Annotated in this window: 29 protein-coding genes and 1 other annotated feature; all 29 genes read right to left on the bottom strand. The window is 44.6% G+C overall.

Translation table 11 applies throughout. The features are described from left to right. Nucleotides 1-3: 3 nt before the first annotated feature. Nucleotides 4-204, bottom strand: coding sequence for a 50S ribosomal protein L29 (gene rpmC / locus ACFQZR_RS00220; RefSeq protein WP_018759704.1), 201 nt, complete (start codon nucleotides 202-204; stop codon nucleotides 4-6). Further along, nucleotides 194-628: a 50S ribosomal protein L16 gene (gene rplP, locus ACFQZR_RS00215; RefSeq protein ID WP_018759705.1), complete on the bottom strand. Its 435-nt coding sequence runs from the start codon at nucleotides 626-628 to the stop codon at nucleotides 194-196. The genes rpmC and rplP overlap by 11 nt, the downstream gene beginning before the upstream one ends. Before the next feature lie 2 nt (nucleotides 629-630). Next, nucleotides 631-1,296, bottom strand: a complete 666-nt coding sequence (gene rpsC, locus ACFQZR_RS00210; RefSeq protein ID WP_018759706.1) for a 30S ribosomal protein S3 — start codon at nucleotides 1,294-1,296, stop codon at nucleotides 631-633. A gap of 13 nt (nucleotides 1,297-1,309) precedes the next feature. Beyond that, nucleotides 1,310-1,642 carry a 50S ribosomal protein L22 gene (gene rplV, locus ACFQZR_RS00205; protein ID WP_314590964.1) on the bottom strand — a complete coding sequence of 111 codons (333 nt, stop codon included), beginning with the start codon at nucleotides 1,640-1,642 and terminating at the stop codon, nucleotides 1,310-1,312. 35 nt (nucleotides 1,643-1,677) lie between these two features. Then, entirely contained in the window at nucleotides 1,678-1,956 is a 279-nt protein-coding gene (rpsS, locus tag ACFQZR_RS00200) for a 30S ribosomal protein S19 (protein ID WP_018759708.1), read from the bottom strand. 112 nt (nucleotides 1,957-2,068) lie between these two features. Continuing rightward, the gene (gene rplB, locus ACFQZR_RS00195; protein ID WP_379341734.1) at nucleotides 2,069-2,899 is read right to left on the bottom strand and encodes a 50S ribosomal protein L2; all 831 of its coding nucleotides are present in this window, start codon (nucleotides 2,897-2,899) and stop codon (nucleotides 2,069-2,071) included. Nucleotides 2,900-2,930: 31 nt separating this feature from the next. Then, a complete protein-coding gene (rplW, locus tag ACFQZR_RS00190; RefSeq protein WP_078502949.1) occupies nucleotides 2,931-3,221 on the bottom strand; it encodes a 50S ribosomal protein L23 in 291 nt (96 codons plus the stop codon). Then, nucleotides 3,221-3,844: a 50S ribosomal protein L4 gene (gene rplD / locus ACFQZR_RS00185; protein ID WP_379341732.1), complete on the bottom strand. Its 624-nt coding sequence runs from the start codon at nucleotides 3,842-3,844 to the stop codon at nucleotides 3,221-3,223. Before rplD ends, rplW begins: the two co-directional genes overlap by 1 nt. Before the next feature lie 25 nt (nucleotides 3,845-3,869). Further along, a complete protein-coding gene (gene rplC, locus ACFQZR_RS00180) occupies nucleotides 3,870-4,490 on the bottom strand; it encodes a 50S ribosomal protein L3 (RefSeq protein ID WP_018759712.1) in 621 nt (206 codons plus the stop codon). Nucleotides 4,491-4,528: 38 nt separating this feature from the next. After that, nucleotides 4,529-4,837, bottom strand: a complete 309-nt coding sequence (rpsJ, locus tag ACFQZR_RS00175) for a 30S ribosomal protein S10 (protein ID WP_017692074.1) — start codon at nucleotides 4,835-4,837, stop codon at nucleotides 4,529-4,531. A 280-nt stretch (nucleotides 4,838-5,117) separates the two neighbouring features. Next, entirely contained in the window at nucleotides 5,118-6,308 is a 1,191-nt protein-coding gene (gene tuf, locus ACFQZR_RS00170) for an elongation factor Tu (RefSeq protein WP_379341730.1), read from the bottom strand. Between the two features lie 92 nt (nucleotides 6,309-6,400). After that, nucleotides 6,401-8,470, bottom strand: a complete 2,070-nt coding sequence (gene fusA / locus ACFQZR_RS00165) for an elongation factor G (protein WP_379341728.1) — start codon at nucleotides 8,468-8,470, stop codon at nucleotides 6,401-6,403. 69 nt (nucleotides 8,471-8,539) lie between these two features. Next, nucleotides 8,540-9,010 carry a 30S ribosomal protein S7 gene (rpsG, locus tag ACFQZR_RS00160; RefSeq protein WP_018759715.1) on the bottom strand — a complete coding sequence of 157 codons (471 nt, stop codon included), beginning with the start codon at nucleotides 9,008-9,010 and terminating at the stop codon, nucleotides 8,540-8,542. A 50-nt stretch (nucleotides 9,011-9,060) separates the two neighbouring features. Beyond that, nucleotides 9,061-9,480: a 30S ribosomal protein S12 gene (gene rpsL / locus ACFQZR_RS00155; protein ID WP_018759716.1), complete on the bottom strand. Its 420-nt coding sequence runs from the start codon at nucleotides 9,478-9,480 to the stop codon at nucleotides 9,061-9,063. A 129-nt stretch (nucleotides 9,481-9,609) separates the two neighbouring features. After that, entirely contained in the window at nucleotides 9,610-9,861 is a 252-nt protein-coding gene (locus tag ACFQZR_RS00150) for a ribosomal L7Ae/L30e/S12e/Gadd45 family protein (RefSeq protein ID WP_379341725.1), read from the bottom strand. 146 nt (nucleotides 9,862-10,007) lie between these two features. Beyond that, nucleotides 10,008-13,643: a DNA-directed RNA polymerase subunit beta' gene (rpoC, locus tag ACFQZR_RS00145; protein WP_379341723.1), complete on the bottom strand. Its 3,636-nt coding sequence runs from the start codon at nucleotides 13,641-13,643 to the stop codon at nucleotides 10,008-10,010. Nucleotides 13,644-13,694: 51 nt separating this feature from the next. Then, nucleotides 13,695-17,240: a DNA-directed RNA polymerase subunit beta gene (gene rpoB / locus ACFQZR_RS00140; protein ID WP_379341770.1), complete on the bottom strand. Its 3,546-nt coding sequence runs from the start codon at nucleotides 17,238-17,240 to the stop codon at nucleotides 13,695-13,697. A gap of 408 nt (nucleotides 17,241-17,648) precedes the next feature. Then, complete coding sequence (locus ACFQZR_RS00135; RefSeq protein ID WP_379341721.1) at nucleotides 17,649-18,257, bottom strand: class I SAM-dependent methyltransferase; 609 nt, start codon at nucleotides 18,255-18,257, stop codon at nucleotides 17,649-17,651. A gap of 369 nt (nucleotides 18,258-18,626) precedes the next feature. After that, on the bottom strand, nucleotides 18,627-18,989 hold the full coding sequence (rplL, locus tag ACFQZR_RS00130; RefSeq protein ID WP_314590970.1) for a 50S ribosomal protein L7/L12: 363 nt from the start codon (nucleotides 18,987-18,989) through the stop codon (nucleotides 18,627-18,629). Between the two features lie 53 nt (nucleotides 18,990-19,042). Further along, the gene (gene rplJ, locus ACFQZR_RS00125; protein WP_379341719.1) at nucleotides 19,043-19,546 is read right to left on the bottom strand and encodes a 50S ribosomal protein L10; all 504 of its coding nucleotides are present in this window, start codon (nucleotides 19,544-19,546) and stop codon (nucleotides 19,043-19,045) included. 28 nt (nucleotides 19,547-19,574) lie between these two features. Beyond that, nucleotides 19,575-19,728, bottom strand: a sequence feature (ribosomal protein L10 leader region). An 85-nt stretch (nucleotides 19,729-19,813) separates the two neighbouring features. Further along, nucleotides 19,814-20,506, bottom strand: coding sequence for a 50S ribosomal protein L1 (gene rplA / locus ACFQZR_RS00120; RefSeq protein ID WP_314590972.1), 693 nt, complete (start codon nucleotides 20,504-20,506; stop codon nucleotides 19,814-19,816). 158 nt (nucleotides 20,507-20,664) lie between these two features. Next, entirely contained in the window at nucleotides 20,665-21,090 is a 426-nt protein-coding gene (gene rplK, locus ACFQZR_RS00115) for a 50S ribosomal protein L11 (protein WP_379341717.1), read from the bottom strand. 66 nt (nucleotides 21,091-21,156) lie between these two features. Continuing rightward, nucleotides 21,157-21,690: a transcription termination/antitermination protein NusG gene (gene nusG, locus ACFQZR_RS00110; RefSeq protein ID WP_379341715.1), complete on the bottom strand. Its 534-nt coding sequence runs from the start codon at nucleotides 21,688-21,690 to the stop codon at nucleotides 21,157-21,159. Between the two features lie 22 nt (nucleotides 21,691-21,712). Beyond that, a complete protein-coding gene (gene secE, locus ACFQZR_RS00105; RefSeq protein ID WP_379341768.1) occupies nucleotides 21,713-21,883 on the bottom strand; it encodes a preprotein translocase subunit SecE in 171 nt (56 codons plus the stop codon). A 57-nt stretch (nucleotides 21,884-21,940) separates the two neighbouring features. Then, nucleotides 21,941-22,090: a 50S ribosomal protein L33 gene (gene rpmG / locus ACFQZR_RS00100; RefSeq protein ID WP_078502963.1), complete on the bottom strand. Its 150-nt coding sequence runs from the start codon at nucleotides 22,088-22,090 to the stop codon at nucleotides 21,941-21,943. A 318-nt stretch (nucleotides 22,091-22,408) separates the two neighbouring features. Further along, nucleotides 22,409-23,059, bottom strand: coding sequence for an RNA polymerase sporulation sigma factor SigH (sigH, locus tag ACFQZR_RS00095; protein ID WP_018759728.1), 651 nt, complete (start codon nucleotides 23,057-23,059; stop codon nucleotides 22,409-22,411). A 169-nt stretch (nucleotides 23,060-23,228) separates the two neighbouring features. After that, nucleotides 23,229-23,768, bottom strand: a complete 540-nt coding sequence (locus ACFQZR_RS00090) for an NYN domain-containing protein (RefSeq protein ID WP_018759729.1) — start codon at nucleotides 23,766-23,768, stop codon at nucleotides 23,229-23,231. 3 nt (nucleotides 23,769-23,771) lie between these two features. Beyond that, nucleotides 23,772-24,515, bottom strand: coding sequence for a 23S rRNA (guanosine(2251)-2'-O)-methyltransferase RlmB (rlmB, locus tag ACFQZR_RS00085; RefSeq protein ID WP_379341711.1), 744 nt, complete (start codon nucleotides 24,513-24,515; stop codon nucleotides 23,772-23,774). A 20-nt stretch (nucleotides 24,516-24,535) separates the two neighbouring features. After that, nucleotides 24,536-24,982, bottom strand: coding sequence for a Mini-ribonuclease 3 (locus ACFQZR_RS00080; RefSeq protein WP_379341709.1), 447 nt, complete (start codon nucleotides 24,980-24,982; stop codon nucleotides 24,536-24,538). Nucleotides 24,983-24,991 lie beyond the last annotated feature (9 nt).

The following is a 24,991-nucleotide window of genomic DNA, read 5'->3' as shown; positions in this document are numbered from 1 at the left end:
CAATTAACTGATGATCCCAAGTTCTCTTTCACGTAATACGGTTTTAGCACGAGCTATTTCTTTACGCACATCACGGATCCGAGTCGGGTTATCAAGCTGACCAGTCGCTAATTGAAAACGGAGATTAAAGAGTTCTTCTTTAAATCCGGCAATTTTTTGTTCGATCTCAGCAGTGGTTAAGTTGCGAAGTTCATTAGCTTTCATTTGCTTCACCACCCAATTCTTCTCGTTTCACAAACTTAGTTTTGCATGGCAGTTTGTGAGCCGCAAGACGCATTGCTTCACGAGCAATCTCTTCGGAAACACCAGCAAGTTCAAACATGATCTTACCAGGTTTAACTACTGCCACCCATTTTTCTACGTTACCTTTACCGGAACCCATCCGCACCTCTAGAGGCTTTTGAGTAATCGGTTTATCTGGGAAAATTTTGATCCAAACTTGACCGCCACGTTTAATGTAACGAGTCATCGCGATACGAGCTGCTTCGATTTGGCGGTTAGTAATCCATGTAGGTTCCATAGCTACCAAACCGTATTGTCCGAAGTTAAGCTCAGTGCCGCCTTTAGCGCGACCTCTCATGTTACCGCGTTGTTGCTTACGATGCTTGACACGTTTAGGTACCAACATGATTAGTTTCCTCCTTCCTCAACAGCCTTTTTCTTAGCTGCAGGAAGAACTTCACCACGATAGATCCATACTTTTACGCCGATACGGCCGTAGGTTGTATGTGCTTCAGCTGTACCATAGTCGATATCTGCACGAAGCGTATGAAGTGGAACAGTTCCTTCACTGTAGCCTTCTGAACGAGCAATCTCAGCGCCGCCAAGACGACCGCTAACTGCTGTTTTGATTCCTTTTGCGCCGGAACGCATAGTTCTTTGGATCGCTTGTTTCAATGCACGACGGAAAGAAACGCGACGCTCCAATTGTTGTGCAATGCTCTCAGCAACCAAGATTGCATCAAGATCTGCATGTTTGATTTCGTTGATGTTGATGTGTACTTTTTTACCTTTAGAGATTTTAGCAATCTCAGTGCGAAGTACTTCAACTTCAGAGCCACCTTTACCGATAACCATACCTGGTTTCGCAGTGTGGATTGTTACATTCACACGGTTAGCTGCTCTCTCGATCTCGATACGAGAAACAGAAGAGTCTTTCAATTTATTTTTGAGGTATTCACGGATTCTAACATCCTCCAACAAAAGATCTCCGAAATCTTTGTCTGCATACCATTTGGATTCCCAATCACGAATAATACCTACACGTAATCCGACCGGATTTACTTTCTGACCCACACGTTATCCCTCCTTATTTCTCAGATACCACCAAAGTAATGTGGCTTGTTCTCTTGTTGATCCGGCTTGCACGTCCCATTGCACGAGGGCGGAAACGTTTCATTGTCGGACCTTGGTTAGCGAACACTTCAGTAACAACTAATTTATTAACGTCCATTGAATAGTTGTGTTCTGCGTTAGCAATTGCCGAGTTAAGCAACTTCTCAACTACTGGAGAAGCAGCCTTAGGCGTGTGACGAAGGATTGCGATCGCTTCGCCTGCTTGTTTGCCGCGGATCAAATCGATTACGAGTTGAACTTTACGGGCAGAAATACGGATATTTCTTGCATGTGCTTTCGCTTGCATTGAGTAACCTCCTCTCAAACATTTAAAGGCTTATATTAGCGTTTGCCTGTTTTCTTATCATCATCGTGACCTTTGTACGTACGAGTTGGAGCAAATTCGCCGAGCTTGTGTCCAACCATATCTTCCGTTACGTACACTGGTACATGTTTACGACCATCGTAAACTCCGAATGTGTGTCCGATGAATTGTGGAAAAATTGTAGAACGACGGGACCAAGTTTTGATCACGGTTTTCTTACCAGACGCATCCACTTCTTCAACCTTTTTCAACATATAACCATCGATAAATGGTCCTTTTTTAAGACTGCGACCCATGTGTAAATCCTCCCTTCACCAATCCATTCGTTCCGCTATTCAAGCGGAACGTGATGAATATAAGAATTTATCGTCATAAACATAAACTCTTATATTGTTAGGCAACCATATATTATTTCGTGCGACGACGAATGATATATTTATCAGAAGCTTTGTTCTTCTTACGAGTTTTGTAACCAAGAGTCGGTTTACCCCATGGAGACATCGGGGATTTACGTCCGATTGGAGCGCGACCTTCACCACCACCGTGTGGGTGATCGTTCGGGTTCATTACTACCCCACGAACTTCAGGACGTTTACCTAACCAACGATTACGACCAGCTTTACCGATTTTCACGAGCTCGTGATCTCCGTTACCTACAGATCCGATAGTCGCACGGCAAACTTTAAGCAATTTACGAACTTCGCCAGAAGACAAGCGAACGGAAACATAACGCTCTTCTTTACCAAGTAGTTGTGCTTCTGTACCAGCTGCACGTACTAATTGTCCACCTTTACCAGGTTGAAGCTCGATGTTGTGGATAACTGTACCTACTGGAATGTTCTCAAGTGGAAGTGCATTACCGATTTTGATGTCAGCTGTTGGGCCAGACATAACTTCGTCTCCAACTTTCAAACCTTTAGGAGCGATGATGTAACGTTTCTCACCATCTGCATAGTTGACCAACGCAATGTTGGAAGTACGGTTCGGGTCATACTCGATTGTAGCAACGCGACCTGGTATTCCATCTTTAGTACGTTTGAAGTCAATGATACGGTATTTACGTTTGTGTCCACCACCATGGTGACGAATCGTAATTTTACCTTGGTTGTTACGACCAGCAGTCTTGCTAAGTGGCGCTAACAACGATTTCTCCGGTACATTCGTTGTGATTTCTTCGAATGTCGATACGGACATTGCACGGCGAGCCGGGGATGTCGGTTTATACTTTTTAATTGGCACGTAGTTTCCCTCCTTACTTTAGGAATGTAATTTATGCTTGTTCAAAAATTTCAATCGCTTTGCTGTCCGCGCTTAACGATACGATGGCTTTTTTCCACTCGGAAGTGTATCCGGAGTGACGTCCATAACGTTTCGGTTTCGCAGGAACACGCATTACGTTGACTTTTTTAACTTTTACGCCAAAAATAGCTTCAATCGCTTGCTTAACCTCGGTTTTGTTCGAACGCATATCAACTTCAAATGCATATTTCATTTCAGCCATATAGTCGCTCGTACGTTCCGTGATTACGGGGCGCTTGATAATATCGCGAGGATCCTTCATTACGCGAACACCTCCTCTACTTTCTGAACTGCTTCTTTCGTAATGATCAATTGATCATAAACCATTACGTCCAAAACGTTAATGCCGTCAGCTGCTACGAATTTAACACCAGGGATGTTACGAGCAGATAGAGCAACATTGTCATCATAGCTAGGTGTAACAACTAAAGCTTTGCGTTCTACTTTCAAGTTGTTCAAAATCGCTACGATATCTTTTGTTTTCGGTGCGTTCAATGCTAGTTGATCCAATACGATGATTTGATTTTCCAATACTTTGGAAGACAAAGCCGATTTGATCGCTAGACGACGAACCTTTTTAGGCAATTTAAAGGAGTAGCTGCGTGGTGTTGGTCCAAATACGATACCGCCGCCTTTCCATTGTGGCGCACGAATCGAACCTTGACGAGCACGTCCAGTTCCTTTTTGTTTCCATGGTTTACGACCACCGCCGCGAACCTCAGAACGTCCTTTAACTTTGTGAGTCCCTTGACGAACTGCAGCTTGTTGAAGCAATACTGCTTCATGCAACGCATGTACGTGTGGTTGAATACCGAACACTGTGTCCGCTAATTCAATCTCTCCAACCTGAGCTCCGCTCACGTTATACAAAGATACTTTTGGCATTTCTAGTTCCTCCTTCCTTTAGCGATTACTTCTTCACCGTGGATTTTATTTTCACGAAGCTGTTTTTCGCACCTGGAATGGAACCTTTAACGAGAATTACGTTACGTTCTGCATCCACACGAACAACTTCTAATTTTTGAATTGTAACAGTCTCAGCACCCATGTGACCTGGAAGGTGTTTACCTTTTGGTACGCGGTTCGCTTGAATCGAACCCATGGAACCTGGGCCGCGGTGGTAACGAGAACCGTGAGTCATAGGACCACGACTTTGTCCCCAACGTTTGATCGTACCCGTGAAACCTTTACCTTTGGAAATACCAGTTACGTCAACAAACTCGCCTGCTGCAAACAGATCAGCTTTCAATTCCTGGCCAACTTCATAAGCTGCGAAATCAACACCGCGGAATTCACGAACGTAGCGCTTAGGAGCCGTATTGGCTTTTTTAGCGTGTGCAGTTTCCGGTTTGTTAGCATTCTTCTTCTTGTCGACGAAACCAAGCTGAATTGCTTCGTATCCATCGTTCTCAAGATCTTTCTTCTGAAGAACCACACAAGGACCTACTTCGATTACAGTAACAGGCAATACGTTACCTTCAGGAGTAAATACTTGAGTCATTCCTAATTTTTTACCTAAGATACCTTTCATGTTGACACCTCATTCCCTTTCTTAATTACAACCTTGAATTACAATTTGATTTCGATATCTACACCGGACGGTAAATCCAAGCGCATAAGAGCATCCACAGTTTGTGGAGTTGGGTTAACAATGTCGATCAAACGCTTGTGTGTGCGTTGCTCGAATTGCTCCCGAGAATCCTTATACTTGTGTACCGCACGGAGAATAGTAATGATTTGTTTCTCAGTCGGAAGCGGAATCGGTCCGGATACACCTGCACCAGAACGTTTTGCCGTTTCAACGATTTTCTCTGCGGATTGATCAAGAATTCTGTGATCATAAGCTTTCAAACGAATACGAATTTTTTGCTTTGCCATTTTAGTCCCTCCTTCTATCGCCCAATTTGGTATCGGACATACTCCGTGAAAATTCTCCAACACACTCCCCATGGCAAAGGGGCCGGGTGTGTCAGCAACCTCTCACATCATCGCAACGTCTCAGAACAACATTAGTAATTATACATAAAATCATAGGCGATTGCAAGTAAAAATATCGAATGAATATTTACATTCGACTTTCTTCTATATATATGGTTTATTCGAAGAAAAACAAAAGCCCACATCCGAAGACGTGGGCTTCTCAAATTCGTTAGACGAATTATTTGTTGATTGTAGCAACCGCACCTGCACCAACTGTACGTCCGCCTTCACGGATCGCAAAGCGAGTACCTTCTTCAATCGCGATTGGAGCGATCAAATCAACAGTTACAGTGATGTTATCACCAGGCATAACCATTTCAGTACCTTCTGGCAAGTTGATGATACCTGTTACGTCAGTTGTACGGAAGTAGAACTGTGGACGGTATCCAGTGAAGAATGGCTTATGACGGCCACCCTCTTCTTTAGTCAAAACGTAGATTTGAGCGGAAAAGTTAGTATGTGGTTTAACAGAACCTGTTTTAGCCAATACTTGACCACGCTCGATATCTTTACGGTCTACACCACGAAGAAGGGCACCGATGTTGTCACCCGCTTGAGCGGAATCGAGCAACTTACGGAACATTTCTACGCCTGTAACTACGCATTTGCGAGTTTCTTCAGCGATACCAACGATTTCAACTTCGTCTTGTACTTTAACAGTACCACGCTCTACACGACCTGTAGCAACTGTACCACGGCCAGTGATGGAGAATACGTCCTCGACAGGCATCAAGAAAGGCTTGTCAGTGTCGCGTTCTGGTTGTGGGATGTAAGTGTCGACTTGTTCGAACAACTCAACAATTTTGTCAGCCCATTCGCCATCAGGGTTTTGCAACGCTTCACGAGCAGAACCACGGATGATTGGAGTGTCGTCGCCTGGGAATTCGTATTCGCTAAGAAGGTCACGAATTTCCATTTCAACTAGCTCTAGCAACTCTTCGTCTTCAACCATGTCACATTTGTTCATGAACACAACGATGTATGGAACGCCTACTTGGCGGGACAACAAGATGTGCTCACGAGTTTGTGGCATAGGACCGTCGGAAGCGGATACTACTAGGATCGCTCCGTCCATTTGTGCTGCACCAGTGATCATGTTTTTAACATAGTCGGCGTGACCTGGGCAGTCAACGTGTGCATAGTGACGGTTAGGTGTTTCATACTCAACGTGTGCTGTCGAGATTGTGATACCGCGCTCGCGCTCTTCTGGAGCTTTGTCGATTTGGTCGAATGCTACTGCAGCACCGCCATATCTTTTGGACAATACAGTTGTGATTGCAGCTGTAAGAGTTGTTTTACCATGGTCAACGTGACCGATTGTACCGATGTTAACATGCGGTTTATTACGTTCAAACTTAGCCTTTGCCATTTGAAACGATGCCTCCTTAATATATAGGAAATTATATTTTTACCTCATAGGGTTCAGACGTATCCTCCACCTATGCGGTTAGTAAACAAATATTAGCCTTTTTTCGATACGATCTCTTCAGCGATGCTGCGTGGTACTTCTTCATAGTGAGAAAGTTCCATTGCGAACACGCCGCGTCCTTGTGTACCGGAACGAAGAGTTGTGGAGTAACCGAACATCTCAGCAAGAGGTACCTTAGCACGGATAATTTGAGCTCCACCACGGGAATCCATACCTTCGATACGACCACGACGGGAGTTCAACATACCCATAACGTCGCCCATGTACTCTTCAGGAACCGTAACTTCAACTTTCATGATTGGCTCAAGAAGTACTGGGTTACATTTATCTTTCGCCGCTTTAAGCGCCATGGAACCCGCAATCTTAAACGCCATCTCATTGGAGTCAACGTCATGGTAAGATCCGTCAAAGACAGTAGCTTTAACATCAACAAGCGGGAATCCAGCGAGTACGCCGTTTTTCATCGCTTCTTCGATACCTGCAAGTGCTGGTGCGATGTATTCACGAGGAACCGATCCACCAACAACTTTACTTTCGAACTTGGAGCCTGCACCAGCTTCTTGTGGTTCGAACTCGACCCATACGTGACCGTATTGACCGCGACCACCAGATTGACGTACAAACTTACCTTCAACCTTAGCTGCAGTTTTGAATGTTTCACGGTAAGCAACCTGAGGTTTACCTACGTTTGTCTCCACTTTGAACTCGCGACGCATACGGTCAACGATGATATCAAGGTGAAGCTCACCCATACCTGCTAAGATTGTCTGACCAGTTTCTTCATCTGTGTGTGCGCGTAATGTCGGATCTTCCTCCGTCAATTTACCAAGTGCAACACCCATTTTGTCTTGGTCAGCTTTTGTTTTAGGTTCTACTGCGATTTGAATTACCGGATCAGGGAAGTTCATGGACTCCAAGATAATCGGTGCTTTCTCATCACAAAGTGTATCACCTGTACCTGTATCTTTCAAACCTACCGCAGCTGCGATATCACCCGAATATACAACATCAATTTCTTGACGGCTATTCGCATGCATTTGAAGGATACGGCCGATACGCTCACGTTTGCCTTTTGTTGCATTCAATACGTAAGATCCGGAGTTAAGAACACCAGAGTATACGCGGAAGAATGTCAACTTACCAACGTAAGGATCTGTCATGATTTTGAATGCAAGAGCTGAGAACGGCTCTTCATCCGAAGAATGACGAACTTCTTCAGTTCCATCTTCTAGGTGACCGTTGATCGCAGGAACGTCGATCGGAGCTGGCAAGTAATCAATAACAGCATCCAACATTAATTGAACACCTTTATTTTTGTACGAAGAACCAGCGATTACCGGGAAGATTTTAACATCACATACACCTTTGCGAAGCGCTGCTTTTAGCTCAGGAACTGTGATTTCTTCACCTTCAAGGTATTTCATTGTTAATTCTTCGTCAAGCTCAGCAACTTTCTCGATCAATTCATTGCGTAGTTCTTCTACTTTGTCTTTGAACTCAGCAGGAACTTCAACGATATCGATATCTTTACCAAGATCGTCTTTGAACATATGAGCTACGTTCTCAACGATATCGATAATACCAATGAAGTCATTTTCTGCGCCAATTGGAAGCTGGATAGCAACCGCATTCGCTTGAAGACGATCTTTCATCGTTTGGATAACATTTAAGTAGTCCGCACCGATGATGTCCATTTTATTGACATAAGCAATACGTGGAACACCATAACGGTCAGCTTGTCTCCAAACTGTCTCGGACTGAGGCTCAACGCCTTCTTTAGCACTGAAAACACCAACTGCCCCATCTAATACGCGAAGGGAACGTTCTACTTCAACTGTGAAGTCAACGTGACCCGGAGTATCAATGATATTAACGCGGTTACCTTTCCAAGCAGCAGTCGTAGCAGCGGAAGTAATCGTAATTCCGCGCTCTTGCTCTTGCTCCATCCAGTCCATTGTCGCAGCACCTTCGTGAACTTCACCGATTTTGTGCGTACGGCCTGTATAGAACAAAATGCGCTCAGTCGTAGTTGTCTTACCAGCATCAATATGCGCCATGATCCCGATATTGCGGGTATTAGCTAAGGAGAACTCTCTTGACATTGAATGGTCTCCCTTCAAAATCTCAATTTATAGTGGCGCGGGCACGAAAGTACCCACGCTATTTTGATTCTACCAACGGTAGTGAGCGAATGCTTTGTTAGCTTCCGCCATTTTGTGAGTGTCTTCACGTTTCTTAACGGAAGCACCTGTGTTGTTGGATGCATCTAGAATTTCAGCTGCTAGACGCTCTTCCATTGTTTTCTCACCGCGATTGCGGGAGTAGTTCACGAGCCAACGTAAGCCTAAAGCTGTACGTCTCTCAGGTTTAACTTCGATCGGCACTTGATAGTTCGCACCACCAACACGACGAGCTTTAACCTCAAGAACTGGCATGATATTTTTGATCGCTGCTTCAAACACTTCCATAGGATCTTTACCGGAACGTTCTTGGATCAACTTGAACGCATCGTAAAGAATTGTTTGGGCAACGCCTCTTTTACCATCAAGCATGATGCGGTTGATCAAGCGAGTAACCAATTTGCTGTTATACACCGGATCTGGCAACACGTCTCTTTTTGTAACTGGACCTTTGCGTGGCATTGTAATCCCCCTTTCCCAAATAATCAATTTAGCAATTTACGTAATGTAAATTATTTTTTAGCTTTTGGACGTTTTGTACCGTATTTCGAACGAGCTTGCATACGGTTATTCACACCTGCAGTATCCAATGCACCGCGAACGATATGGTAACGTACCCCTGGAAGGTCTTTTACCCGTCCACCACGTACTAATACGACACTGTGCTCTTGCAAGTTGTGTCCGATACCTCCGATATAAGCTGTAACCTCTACACGGTTCGTCAAACGAACACGGGCATATTTACGAAGCGCGGAGTTCGGTTTTTTCGGAGTCATTGTACCTACACGAGTACAAACACCACGTTTTTGTGGAGCGCTCAAATCAGTCTCTTCACGCTTAAGTGCGTTAAATCCTTTTTGAAGTGCTGGGGATTTCGACTTAGTGATTTTCGCTTGACGTCCTTTACGAACTAGCTGGTTAATTGTTGGCATGTTGCCACCCCCTTCCCATATTTTTAACCTTCATAAACCTTCAACATAAGTCCACAGACCCAGGTGGTTCATTAAAAGACAAATGAAAAGTCTTTGCAATACTTTCGCATCACAAAAACATCGGTTTAACTAATCATTTAGAATGGCAACCATCGCTGCACCAACATCAATCCCGCAAGCCTTGCCGAGATTCTTCATCGTGTCCACGTAGGTAATCTTCACACCCTTGTCCTCACATAGCGTAATAACCTTGGATGTAATTCTCGAATCAGCGTCTTGCGCTATATAAACTTCTACCGCTTGACCCAATTCTACCATTCGAATTGTTTGTTTCGTGCCAACACGGATATTCTCTTCCTGTAGTCCTTTTTCATTAGACATAAACTCATCCTCCAAAAGAACAGGTGACAATCTCTCAGGCACACTACGATATATTATCACCTAGAAATACTATTGTCAAGAAAAAAGATGCAAGAAATGCGATGTTCGCAGACTTCCAAATCATGCATTCCTTGCATCCTGTTTAATTATTCAACAGTTACGGTTTCTAACGATGCTTCTGTTGTCTCTTCTGCTTCTGGCTCAACAAACTTCACGCTGCGGTAACGGTTCATACCTGTACCTGCAGGGATCAGTTTACCGATAATTACATTCTCTTTCAAGCCAAGCAACTTATCGACTTTACCTTTGATCGCTGCATCCGTAAGAACACGTGTTGTTTCTTGGAATGATGCTGCGGACAAGAAGGAATCTGTCTCAAGCGATGCTTTGGTAATACCTAGCAATACCGGTTTCGCTACTGCAGGCTCTTTATCCGAAAGGATTGCTTCCTTATTCGCAGCTTCATATTCATGAATATCTACGAAGGAACCTGGCAAGAGCGTCGTCTCACCCGCATCGATAATACGGATTTTACGAAGCATTTGCTTGATCATAACCTCAACGTGCTTATCGTTAATTTCTACCCCTTGGTTACGATATACGCGTTGTACTTCTTGGAGAATATAGTTCTGAACACCACGGATACCTTTGATACGAAGCATTTCCTTCGGATCGATGGAACCGTCTGTGAGCTCATCCCCAGCTTCAATTGCTTTACCTTCATAGACGCGAATACGTGATCCATAAGTAACAGAGTAGACTTTCGTCTCTGCTTCACCTTGAACTTCGATTTCACGACGATCTTTGGTCTCGCGAATTTCTTTGACGACACCATCGATTTCGGTAATAATGGCTTGCCCTTTCGGATTCCGTGCTTCGAAAAGCTCTTGAATACGCGGCAAACCTTGTGTAATATCGTCTCCGGCAACGCCCCCGGTATGGAATGTACGCATCGTAAGCTGTGTTCCTGGTTCCCCGATGGATTGAGCTGCGATAATACCAACCGCTTCCCCGATCTCAACGTGTTTACCTGTCGCAAGGTTACGTCCGTAACATTTCTTACAAATACCATGACGCGCACGGCAGCTAAGAACAGAACGAATTTGAAGTCTTTCCATGCCATCAGGTTTCATCAATGCACCCGAGCTAAGCAATAATTCGGCTTTATCCGAATCGATTAGATCATTACGGTATACAATGACTTCACCTGTCTCTGGATGTTTAACTGTCTCGAAAGAGTAACGTCCTTCAATACGGTCATACAGATCCTCAATAACTTCCTTACCGTCTTGAATACGGCTAACCGTGAAGCCTTTGTCGGTTCCACAATCTTCTTCACGAATGATTACGTCTTGGGCAACGTCAACGAGACGACGAGTCAAGTAACCCGAATCGGCTGTACGAAGTGCTGTATCGGCCAAACCTTTACGCGCACCATGCGTTGAAATAAAGTATTCCAAGACCGTAAGGCCTTCACGGAAGTTCGATTTGATCGGCAACTCGATGATACGACCGGATGGGTTGGCCATGAGGCCCCGCATTCCGCCGAGCTGCGTAATCTGAGATTTGTTACCCCGTGCTTTGGAATCGACCATGAGCATGATGGAGTTATAGCGATCCATCGATTTCATGAGGATATCTGTCAGTTGATCTTTTGTTTTACTCCAGATTTCGATAACACGGTCATAACGCTCTTCTGTTGTGATCAGACCACGACGATACTGGTTCGTAACAACACGTACTTTCTCGTCAGATTCTTTCAGCAATTCTACTTTTTCTGGCGGTACGATAACGTCGGAAACGGCGATACTGATACCAGCCTTCGTGGAGTACGTAAAGCCAAGTTGCTTGATCGCATCCAGAATAACGGATGTCTTCGTTGTATGGTAAGTCTCAAAGCATCTTGCGATGATTTGACCCAAGTAATCTTTACCAACGGCGCCCGTCTGCGGAACTTCATTAATGATATCAAGTACATTTGCACCTTTTTCATAAATGAAATAGTGATCAGGTGTGCCGTAGAACAGATTCGTCTTCGTAGGTTCATTGATATAAGGGAAGTCAGCTGGGAAGATCTCGTTAAAGATAATCCGTCCGACAGTCGTTACGATCAACGCCTCTTGTTGCTTATCTGTAAAGGATGTTTTACTCAAAGCTTTAACCGGGATCGCTACACGTGCATGAAGTGAAGCTGTTCCACGTTGATATGCGGATACTGCTTCGTTCACATTCGCAAAGATCAGACCTGATCCCTTCGCTTCTTTATTATCCATCGTCAAGTAGAAACTACCGAGAACCATATCCTGAGACGGCGTAACAACTGGCTTACCATCTTTCGGGTTCAAGATATTACCGGATGCCAGCATCAAGATGCGTGCTTCCGCTTGCGCTTCTGCAGACAATGGAACGTGAACCGCCATTTGGTCACCGTCGAAGTCGGCGTTGTATGCCGTACATACGAGCGGATGAAGTTTAATTGCGCGGCCTTCAACGAGCGTTGGTTCGAACGCCTGAATACCTAGTCTGTGAAGCGTCGGGGCACGGTTCAGAAGAACTGGATGCTCTTTGATTACCTCTTCAAGGACATCCCATACTTCCGCACTTACGCGTTCCACTTTGCGCTTCGCACTCTTGATATTATGCGCAAGACCTTTATTCACGAGCTCTTTCATCACAAATGGCTTGAACAATTCAAGCGCCATTTCTTTTGGAAGACCACATTGATACATTTTCAAGCTAGGACCTACGACGATAACAGAACGACCGGAATAGTCAACCCGTTTACCGAGCAAGTTCTGACGGAAACGTCCTTGTTTACCTTTTAGCATATGGCTAAGGGATTTTAATGGACGGTTACCAGGACCTGTTACTGGACGACCACGACGACCGTTATCGATCAAGGCGTCAACAGCTTCTTGCAGCATCCGCTTCTCGTTCTGAACGATAATGTCAGGTGCTCCAAGGTCCAGAAGGCGTTTCAAACGATTATTCCGGTTAATTACGCGGCGATACAAATCATTCAAGTCGGATGTCGCAAAACGTCCGCCATCAAGCTGTACCATTGGGCGAAGTTCCGGTGGAATAACCGGCAATACATCAAGAATCATCCAATCCGGGAAGTTCCCAGAGTTACGGAATGCTTCGATAACTTCAAGACGTTTGATCGCACGATTACGACGTTGGCCTTGCGCTGTACGAAGCTCTTCCTTCAGGAATTCTAATTCTTTGTTCACATCGATGTCTTGAAGCAATTTCTTAACGGCTTCAGCACCCATGCCTGCTTGGAATCCGTAGCCGTATTTCTCACGATAGCTGCGGTACTCTTTCTCGGAGAGAAGTTGTTTCTTCTCAAGCGGTGTATCTCCTGGATCCGTTACAACATAAGATGCGAAATAGATAATCTCCTCGAGCGAACGAGGGGACATATCTAACGCTAAGCCCATGCGGCTAGGAATCCCTTTGAAATACCAGATGTGGGAGACAGGGGCAGCAAGCTCAATATGCCCCATACGCTCACGACGCACTTTCGCGCGTGTTACTTCAACACCACAACGGTCACAAACGACGCCTTTATAGCGAACCCGTTTATATTTACCGCAATGACACTCCCAGTCTTTCGTCGGGCCGAAAATTTTCTCACAAAACAGCCCTTCTTTTTCCGGCTTCAAGGTACGATAGTTAATCGTTTCCGGCTTTTTTACTTCTCCGCGGGACCAGGACCGAATTTTATCTGGCGATGCTAATCCAATCTTCATAAACTCAAAATTGTTTACGTCCAACAAGGAGCAACCCTCCTTAACCCTGTACTATTTGGCCTAGCTGTATACCATGAATTACTCAACGCCAGCCTCCGAACCTTCAAGGTTCAAATTTAGCTTATCGCTCGTCACGTCGTCTTCATCATCGATTTCTTTCATTTCGATCTCTTCTTCATTCTCAGTTAGGATCTTCACATCCATACCTAAGCTTTGAAGCTCTTTGATCAATACTTTGAACGATTCAGGAACACCTGGTTCTGGAACATTCTCACCTTTTACAATGGATTCGTACGTCTTCACGCGGCCGACGATATCATCAGACTTGACGGTAAGAATCTCTTGCAAGGTATAAGCTGCACCATAGGCCTCAAGCGCCCAAACCTCCATCTCCCCGAAACGCTGTCCACCGAACTGTGCTTTACCACCGAGCGGCTGTTGCGTAACAAGTGAGTATGGTCCCGTCGAACGGGCATGGATTTTATCGTCAACCATGTGCGCCAGTTTGATCATATACATGACACCGACCGTAACTTCACGTTCGAAGCAATCCCCTGTACGACCGTCGTACAAGATCGTCTTACCGTTACGTTGCATACCGGCTTCTTCCATGGAATCGAATACGTCATTCTCATTCGCGCCGTCAAATACTGGCGTTGCACAGTGGATACCAAGCGCTTTCGCTGCCATACCCAAGTGAACCTCAAGTACCTGACCGATGTTCATACGCGATGGAACCCCTAGCGGGTTAAGAACAACCTCTACAGGTGTACCATCTGGCAAGAACGGCATATCCTCTTCTGGAAGGATACGCGCGATAACCCCTTTGTTACCGTGACGTCCCGCCATTTTATCTCCCTCAGAGATCTTACGCTTCTGAGCGATGTAAGCACGTACGAGTTGGTTCACGCCTGGTGGCAATTCGTCGCCGTTCTCACGCGTAAATACTTTAACGTCAACAACGATACCATCGGTACCATGCGGTACGCGAAGGGATGTATCACGAACCTCACGAGCTTTCTCACCGAAGATGGCATGTAACAAACGTTCTTCTGCTGTAAGCTCCGTAACCCCTTTAGGTGTTACTTTACCGACAAGAATATCGCCTGCGCCAATCTCAGCACCGACACGGATAATACCACGCTCATCCAAGTTCTTAAGCGCTTCTTCCCCAACGTTCGGGATATCGCGTGTGATTTCTTCTGGTCCAAGCTTCGTATCACGAGCTTCGGATTCGTATTCCTCGATATGGATCGATGTGTATACATCTTCTTTAACGAGTTTTTCATTCAAGAGGATCGCATCCTCGTAGTTGTAACCTTCCCAAGTCATGAAGGCAACGACCACGTTACGTCCAAGTGCCAATTCACCCTGCTCTGTCGAAGGACCGTCTGCAAGGATATCGCCTTTCTTGACGACATCGCCTTTGCGAGCCAATGGACGTTGGTTAATGCAAGTCCCTTGGTTCGAACGCATGAATTTGTGCAATTTATGCTTAATCAAGTCACCTTTAACTTCTTTGCCATCGATCACTTCAACACGTCGTACTTGAATCTCGTTCGCAGATACACGTTCTACGATTCCATCGTGTTTGGATACGATACATACCCCGGAATCTTTAGCAGACTTATGCTCCATGCCTGTACCAATAAGCGGGGCTTTTGGAATAAGCAATGGAACAGCCTGCCGCTGCATGTTCGATCCCATGAGCGCACGGTTGGAGTCATCGTTCTCAAGGAACGGGATGAGCGCAGTCGCTACGGACACAACCTGTTTAGGCGATACGTCCATATAGTCAACACGATCAATCGGCATCGTCAAGATGTTATCAGACTGTTTGTTATAACGAACGATTACACTCTCTTCAGCAAATGTATTATCTTCGTTCAACTTCGCATTCGCTTGCGCAACAACGTAGTTGTACTCTTCATCTGCTGTTAAGTAAGAGATCTGTTCTGTTACTTTACCCGTCTTCGGATCTACCCAACGATATGGCGCTTCAATGAAGCCATATTCATTAATACGTGCAAATGTCGACAAGGAGTTGATCAAACCGATGTTCGGTCCCTCTGGCGTCTCGATCGGGCACATACGACCATAATGCGATGGATGTACGTCACGAACTTCGAAACCAGCGCGTTCCCGCGTCAAACCACCCGGTCCGAGTGCAGATAGACGACGTTTGTGCGTCAATTCCGCAAGTGGATTCGTTTGGTCCATGAACTGGGACAACTGGGAGCTACCGAAGAACTCTTTAATCGATGCAATAACAGGACGAATGTTGATAAGCGCTTGAGGCGTAATCACATTCGCATCTTGAATGGACATTCTCTCACGAACAACACGCTCCATACGGGAAAGACCAATACGGAACTGATTCTGCAGCAATTCACCCACAGAACGCAGACGACGGTTACCCAAATGGTCGATATCATCCGTGTCGCCGATACCATGCAACAAGTTAATGAAGTAGTTGATGGAAGCAACGATATCCGCAGGTGTAATGTTCTTCACCGATTTGTCGATGATCGCGTTCGAGATGACCTTGATCACTCGGGACTCATCATCTGGCGAGAATACATTCACGCTTTGCAGAGGAATACTATCTGCATCAAGCACACCATTCGCAACATGGTATGTCTTGTAATTCACGTTCTCCTCCAAGTGAGGAATCAGTTCATCCAGCAAACGACGGTCAATCATTTGACCTGCTTCTGCAAGAATCTCACCTGTTGTCGGACTAATTAATGTCTCCGCCAAACGTTGGTTGAATAGACGATTCTTAATATGAAGCTTCTTATTAATTTTGTAACGACCAACATTCGCAAGATCATAGCGCTTCGGATCGAAGAAACGCGCAACCAGCAAGCTCTTCGCATTATCAAGCGTAGGCGGCTCACCTGGACGCAATCTTTCGTAGATCTCAATTAACGCCTTCTCTGTGGAGTCGGTGTTATCTTTGTCGAGTGTGTTACGAATATATTCATCATTTCCGAGCAAATCCAGAATCTCAGCATCTGTACCAAAGCCTAAAGCTCTGAGTAAAACAGTTACTGGAATCTTCCGTGTGCGGTCAATACGAACATAGATGATGTCTTTCGCATCCGTCTCAAGTTCGAGCCAAGCACCACGGTTAGGAATCACTGTCGCCGTATATGTTTTCTTCGCGTTCTTATCCACTTTAGTGCTAAAATAGACGCTAGGAGAGCGAACCAACTGGCTGACAATTACCCGTTCTGCACCGTTAATAATAAACGTACCGGTCTCCGTCATTAGCGGAAAATCGCCCATGAAAACTTCTTGTTCCTTCACTTCACCGGTTTCTTTGTTAATCAGCCGTACTTTGACACGTAATGGAGCTGCATAAGTTACATCGCGCTCCTTCGAATCGTCTACGGAATATTTCGGTTCACCCAGATTGTAATCGATAAATTCCAAAACCAAGTTACCTGTAAAATCCTGAATCGGCGAAATATCTTGGAACATTTCACGCAATCCTTCATCCAAAAACCATTGGTATGATTTTTGTTGGATTTCAATCAGGTTCGGAATCTCGAGCACCTCGTTAATGCGTGCATAACTCCTCCGAGTGCGTCGACCATACTGAACAAGTTGTCCTGCCAACTTTAACTCACCCCTCATGTCTACTCACTAAAAATTTCATTGCGAATCCATCCCATTATCCTTTATAATCCTGCCATACAGCATTTTCATGCTAGCAGTTACAAAAGCCCATGAAAAAGATTCAAAAGGACAAATAAAGAAAAGCCCTTATCGAATGTACTTTTCGAAAAAAGAGCGTATTTCGCATTGTTCCTTTCGTCTCTGATGCATTTCCTTCATATCCAGTAGATTTACCCAAAATGTAAACATTATACGTCAAATCCCAAATTTCTATGCATTTAGCACCGAAAAATTTTGCTTGACATTTTAACGCAGTAAAGACATTTAGGTCATCCTAATACTGACATTTTATAATAATAACATACCTGAAAAGTCAAGTCAAGATTTCTATCCTCTCTATTACCAGAGTTATACTCTCTTTGTAGACTTAAAAATACGATAACCCTTATCCTTGCCTACCTCTTCAACCTCATCCTCACCGAAGAGTTCTTCCAGCTTCGCTCTCGCCGATGGTGCACCTTGTTTCTTCTGAATCACAATCCATAGTTGACCATCTGCATTCAAATGATCATAAGCTTCCGTAAAAATACGGTGAACCGTCTCTTTTCCTGCACGAATCGGCGGATTCGTAAGAATCACATCGAATGTCTTACCTACTACCTTCTCAAACAGATCACTCTGCTCAATCGTCACGTTATGTATCTCATTCGCTCTGGCATTCTCTTTCGCGAGCTCAACCGCTCTCTCATTCACATCAAGCATAGTTACATGTCCTTGCGGCGCCATAAGTGCGGCCGAGAAACCAATCGGACCATATCCACAGCCTACGTCGAGAACCTTCGCTTGTTCGGGGATCTCCATCATATCAATTAGAACCTTACTTCCGTAATCCACCCCGCCCTTTGAAAATACACCTGCATCCGTCACAAAACGAAGCTTCTTACCGCGTAAAGTTTCTTCAATCGTATTGCGTTGGTGAGCCACAGAGGGCTTGTTCGAGTAATAATGCTCTGACATTATCCGTCCTCCTGTTCTTATCCTGTTTTGTATTATACAATAAACGCCCCCTAACTCAAATCGCACTTGTCTATAATCTTTTCATTTTGAAATAAACGTCGTACAACACATGTTTATTGCCCCTTTTTCCGCGCCAGAAGTCGAAGCGTGCCCGTAGGGCGAAAGCGCTCAATAGCACATCAGTAACTTCTCCCCACATCTCTAGCTCATTCGACAAACTTTCGGGTGTCCAGAGGGCAAGCCCTCGGAATCCCCCTTACAAAGGGGGACTTAGGGGGATGACTACAAAGAGGTACAAGAGGATCCTTCCTATCTACGCAAAAGAAGCCTCCCTGTTGCCAGGAAGGCTTCTTCTTATCTAAACCGAAATTACTTAACTTCGATTGCTGCGCCAGCTTCTTCAAGCTTAGCTTTAACTGCTTCTGCTTCTTCTTTGCTAACTTTTTCTTTAAGTGGTTTTGGTGCGTTGTCAACAAGATCTTTAGCTTCTTTCAAGCCAAGGCCTGTAACTTCACGAACAACTTTGATTACGTTGATTTTGGAAGCGCCAGCGCTTGTCAAAATTACGTCAAACTCAGTTTGTTCAGCAGCTTCAGCAGCACCGCCGCCAGCCATAACTGCTACAGGAGCAGCAGCTGTTACGCCGAATTCTTCTTCGATTGCTTTAACAAGATCGTTCAATTCCAAAACATTCATACCTTTAATTGCTTCTAAGATTTGTTCTTTACTCATGGTAGAACCTCCAATTAATATTATAGTTTTAGGATGCAATCTGCATCGTTTGATTAAGCAGTTTCTTCTTGTTTCTCAGCAACAGCCTTAACTGCAAGTGCGAAGTTACGCACAGGAGCTTGAAGGACGCTAAGCAACATGGAGAGCAAGCCTTCGCGTGAAGGAAGTTCAGCAAGAGCTTTGATCGCTTCTACGCCAACCACTTGACCTTCAACTACGCCACCCTTAATTTTAAGAGCATCGTTTTTCTTAGCGAAATTATTAAGAATTTTCGCAGGAGCAACAGCATCTTCTGTACTGAAAGCGATCGCTGTAGGGCCTGTTAATACTTCATTCAATTCCGACAAATTAGCTTCAGCCGTCGCACGACGTACCAAAGAGTTCTTCAAAACTTGGAATTCAATACCAGCTTCACGAAGTTGTTTACGAAGCTCAGTTACTTGAGCAACGTTCAATCCGCGGTAATCTGCAACAACCGTACTCGCACTCTCGCGAAGTTTCGCAGTTACAACTTCAACAGCTTCTTGTTTAGCTTGGATAACTTTTGCGTTTGCCAATCTGTACACCTCCTATATTAAATCTACACGAAGCATTAAAAAAGCCTCCGTAGAAACTACGAAGGCATGATGACTGTAACTGAATTTGCATAGCAATTTCACTACAAGACTTTATCATAACACCTCGGTAGGAAATTAAGCTTAGTAGCACCTACTGTCTACGGTCAACATATTCAACTTCAAACAACTTTTACAGATTATCATGGCACATCCCAAAAGTCAATGCCACTTCATCATTTCCCATCACTTACCATGACTGGAAAGATCTTATCTGTAAGAAGCTGTGTTTACGCGAGCACCAGGACCCATAGTCGAAGATACAGAGATGTTCTTCAAGTATACGCCTTTTGCTGCAGCCGGTTTCGCACGATTCAATGCATCGATCAACGATTTCAAGTTCTCGTTTAATTTCTCAGCATCGAAAGATACTTTACCGATTGGAGCGTGAATTTGACCCGCTTTATCAAGACGGTACTCAATTTTACCCGCTTTGATCTCTTGGACCGCTTGGGCAACGTTGAAAGTAACAGTTCCTGCTTTCGGGTTTGGCATTAGGCCTTTACCACCAAGTAGACGACCCAATTTACCAACTTCACTCATCATATCAGGTGTAGCTACGCAGACATCAAAGTCGAACCAGCCTTGTTGAATTTTGTTGATCATGTCAGCATCACCAACGAAATCCGCGCCAGCAGCTTCTGCCTCTTTCGCTTTGTCACCTTTTGCAAATACAAGAACGCGTTTTGTTTTACCTGTTCCGTGAGGAAGGACAACAACACCGCGAACTGCTTGGTCTTGTTTACGTGGGTCTACACCCAAACGAACAGCAACTTCAACAGACTCGTCGAATTTTGCAGTCGCAGTCTTTTTAACAAGCTCGATCGCTTCAAAAGACTCGTAAGTTGCTTCGCTATCAATAAGCTTAGCAGCTTCTAGGTATTTTTTACCGTGTTTAGCCATTTGTTTCTCCTCCTTTGTGGTTTTAGCGGAAAATCCTCCCACTTACGTGTCAACGAAGTTGATCACGAACTCGCCAACGAAGTTGGTCGAGATACACGCTTGCGAAGCAAGTCGTGAAATGCCTACAATGTAGGACTTATGCTCTCAATCCCGAGGGATTAGTCAGCGATTGTGATTCCCATACTGCGAGCAGTACCTTCGACCATACGCATTGCAGCTTCAACAGATGCAGCGTTCAAGTCTGGCATTTTTTGTTCTGCAATTTCACGAACAGTCGCTTTGGAAACCTTAGCAACTTTCTTCTTGTTCGGTTCGCCAGATCCTTTTTCGATCTTAGCAGCAACGCGAAGCAATACTGCAGCTGGTGGAGTTTTAGTGATAAATGTAAAGGAACGATCCTCAAACACAGTGATCTCAACAGGAATAATTAGACCTGCTTGATCTGCTGTACGAGCATTGAACTCTTTACAGAAAGCCATAATATTAACACCCGCTTGACCCAAAGCTGGACCGATCGGTGGTGCTGGATTCGCTTTCCCTGCAGGAACTTGCAGTTTCACCATTTTAATTACCTTTTTAGCCATGTGAAAAACCTCCTTGCTCTAAAATGTGGTAGACGGGATGATTCCCTCCCACAAGAAACCGGATCATTAAATCTTCTCCACTTGAGTGTAATCCAGCTCCAATGGGGTTTCTCGCCCAAACATGTTGACGTGAACTTTCAACTTACTTTTCTCGGTAATAATTTCTTCTACCGATCCAACAAAATTCGCAAAAGGACCTACTTTGATACGCACGGATTCCTTCAAATCGAATTCGATTTTCGGCTTTGGCTCTTCCATACCCATGTGCTTCAGAATTTGTTCCACTTCTTCAGGCAACAAAGCTGTTGGTTTGGAACCAGATCCGGTAGAACCTACGAATCCAGTAACACCTGGCGTATTGCGAACAACATACCAAGAATCATCTGTTTGGATCATTTCAACCAAGACATAACCGGGGTAAACTTTACGCATGACAGTCTTTTTCTTACCGTCTTTGTTCACCACTTCTTCTTCCATAGGAACAAGAACACGGAAAATCTTGTCCTTCATGTCCATCGATTCGACGCGCTTCTCTAAATTGGCTTTCACCTTGTTTTCATACCCAGAGTAGGTATGAACGACGTACCATCTTTTCTCCATATCTAGCCACCTGGGACCCTTCTTAAATTATCGCTTCGACCAACGAAGAAATTCCGATGTCCAGAACCCAGAAGTAAACAGTGACAACAACGATTGTGAATAGTACAACAATCGTATAGCTCGTCAACTCTTTACGACTAGGCCAGCGAACCTTTTTAAGCTCAGCCCAACTTTCTGAGATGTAGGAAAACATAGAACCAAAGCTGCGTTTTACACTACCTACGAAAGACACGACGACACCTCCAAAAAACTATCTTGTTTCGCGATGAGAAGTCTGCTCGTTGCAATACTTGCAAAATTTCTTCATCTCCATGCGGTCGGGGTGATTTCGCTTGTTTTTGCTGGTCGTGTAGTTTCTTTGCTTACAATTCGTACAAGCCAACGTTATAATTACCCGCATGATGTGCACCTCCCGAAGACATTCTATGAGTAGATATGTCTATATTCATCCTAAAAAAACGTACGCATATTTAGGGCTACCTAAAACACTTTATCATACAGGGGAACCCATGTCAACGAAGGGCAGAGCTTCTCTCGATTAATTACAGTATCGGTCAGCCCCAGGAAAGATAAACCTCTATGTCGATTTTATTGATATATCAACGAGTATGTCTCTTTTGTATATAGATTATTGCACTCTATTTACCAATAAATACATCGTGTCCATTCTCTCTTGCCCCACAAAATAAAAAAAAGACTCTCCCGAGTCTCCTTCCGACTACAATCCCAAATCACGATCTTCTAAGTAACGTTCCAACTTGCGCTTCACACGCTGAAGTGCATTATCAATCGACTTCACATGCCGCTTGAGATCCACTGCTATCTCTTGATAAGAACGGCCATCCAAATACAGCATTAATACTTTACGCTCCAGATCACTCAAGATCTCAGACATCTTGTCCTCAAGACCAACGAATTCCTCTTGATTAATAATCAACTCTTCCGGATCCGATACTCTCGAGCCACAAATGACATCCATCAACGTGCGATCCGAATCTTCATCATAAATAGGCTTATCGAGTGAAACATATGAATTAAGTGGAATATGCTTCTGCCGCGTCGCCGTCTTGATTGCCGTGATGATCTGCCTCGTGATGCAGAGCTCAGCAAACGCTTTGAATGAGGAGAACTTGTCCCCTTTAAAATCACGAATCGATTTATATAAACCTATCATACCTTCTTGGATAATATCTTCTCTATCAGCACCAATTAGAAAATAAGAGCGGGCTTTGGCGCGCACAAAATTACGGTACTTGTTAATCAAGTACTCCAGTGCATCACTGTCGCCTTCGCGGACGGCATCAACGATATCTTCGTCTGCTCTGATGTCATAATCGAACATTTTTAAATCTTTGAGGTCGACACTCACCAACTATCCCTCCGCCCAGCAACGTCAGCACGAAACTCTCATTAAAGTATAGACTCCAGTATATATTATGTAACCTACACCGTCAACCAAGGTCATCCAAATTCTATTACACTTAGTAAAATATCACTTTTATACCCAATTATTTCATCATTTTACTAATTCAAGAATGTCATTTCCCTCGCCGCATTTGTTCCAACTTCGAAAGGATATCTGCACTCATCTTGCTCTCTAATGGATTTCTCTTGTTACTTGGTTGGTCTCGTTCAATAAACGTCTTAACTTCGCGTTTGCTATGCTCAATTTCGATCAATAGCTCTCTTGCAGACACTCTTAAGGCACCTTGGCCAAAAGCGACATGCTGCTCCACAGAATCTGAAGTGGCAACATAAATCTGTCTCCGTCGATGCGTCAGTTCATGCACGAAGCGTTCTATACATTCATCGGCAGTTTCTTTCTCTTTTGTGAAATGAACGGAAATTTGATTCTGAGCGAATACTCCGCCAAGTCCAGGTACGCGGTAAGCATCAAAGACAACGATCACACGTCTTCCCGAAAAAGCTTGATAGTCTGCCAATCGATTCAACAGATGATCCCTTGCTTCTTGCAGACTGATACGCGACAAAGTGACCAGCTCCGGCCAGGAGCCGATCATATTGTAACCGTCGACGAGCATCACATCCCGCAAGTCCGGTGTTCGCTTCTTCCCCATGGTCTAGCCTTGCTGCTTGCGCTGTCTCACAACCTCGTACATGAACACACCTGCGGCAACGGAAGCATTCAAGGAATTAATCTGTCCAGCCATAGGCAATTTGATGAGAAAATCGCATTTATCCTTTAACAGACGCCCCATACCTTTGCTTTCATTCCCAATGATGACCGCAATCGGCATATTGAAATGATTCGCGTCGAACAGCTCTTGCTGTGCTTCGACATCCGTTCCAATGACCCAGACGCCATCCTTCTTCAACTGATCAATGGTCTGTGCAAGATTCGTCACTCGCGCAACTGGGACGTACTCTACCGCACCAGCAGAAGTCTTGGATACTGTTGCAGTGAGTCCGACAGAGCGGCGTTTCGGAATGATAACACCGTGTACTCCCGTGCAATCGGCCGTACGCAAGATAGACCCAAGGTTATGCGGATCTTCGATCTCATCCAAGATGAGAATAAAAGGCATTTCTCCCCGCTCCTGCGCAGCTGCCAGAATATCCTCAACCTCTACATATTCATAAGCTGCCACTTGTGCAACAACACCTTGATGCTGCACGTCCGGTACCATTTGATCCAATTTACGTTTGTCCGCATTTTGGACGACAACTTTTGCATTTTTCGCTTCAGCTAGGATCGGAAGCGTAAGATGCTTCTGCGCGTTATCTGCGATCCATATTTTATTGATTGTGCGACCGGAGCGAAGCGCCTCCATAACTGAATGCTTCCCGGCAATAAACTCTTCCATTGTGATAGCCTCCCGAGCTTTTATGTCTTTGGATTCTCTTGCTGTGACTGTTCAATCGCGAGTCCAATTAAATATTGCAGCCGATCCATTTGTTTGTTGTAATACAAAAATCCAACAAGACATTCAAACGCCGTCGCATGCCGATACTCCAGAACATCCGCATTCTTCGGAACACTTCCTGACTTTGCATTACGTCCCTGACGCACAACATCTTGTTCTTCTTCCGTTAACAGCGGCATCCATAACCCAAGAAATTTGCACTGTGCTTTGGCAGATACAAACTGCGTTGCCTGCCGGTGCAAATGATGCGGCCGCTGATTCGGCTGGGAAATTAAATATTGCCGAATCGCGACCTCATAGATCGCATCGCCGATGTAAGCGAGTACGATTGGATTCATCAACTGCGGTTTCTTCGCTGGCGGATAACTGAACCAATAGTCCGCATCTTTCTCTTCATTCGAATTCATGCTTCACCT

This window comes from Paenibacillus sp. GCM10027629 (assembly GCF_042676425.1).
Classification (GTDB): domain Bacteria; phylum Bacillota; class Bacilli; order Paenibacillales; family Paenibacillaceae; genus Paenibacillus_K; species Paenibacillus_K terrigena.
Note: the sequence above shows the minus strand (reverse complement) of the source record. Positions and strands in the feature narration are given on the sequence as shown.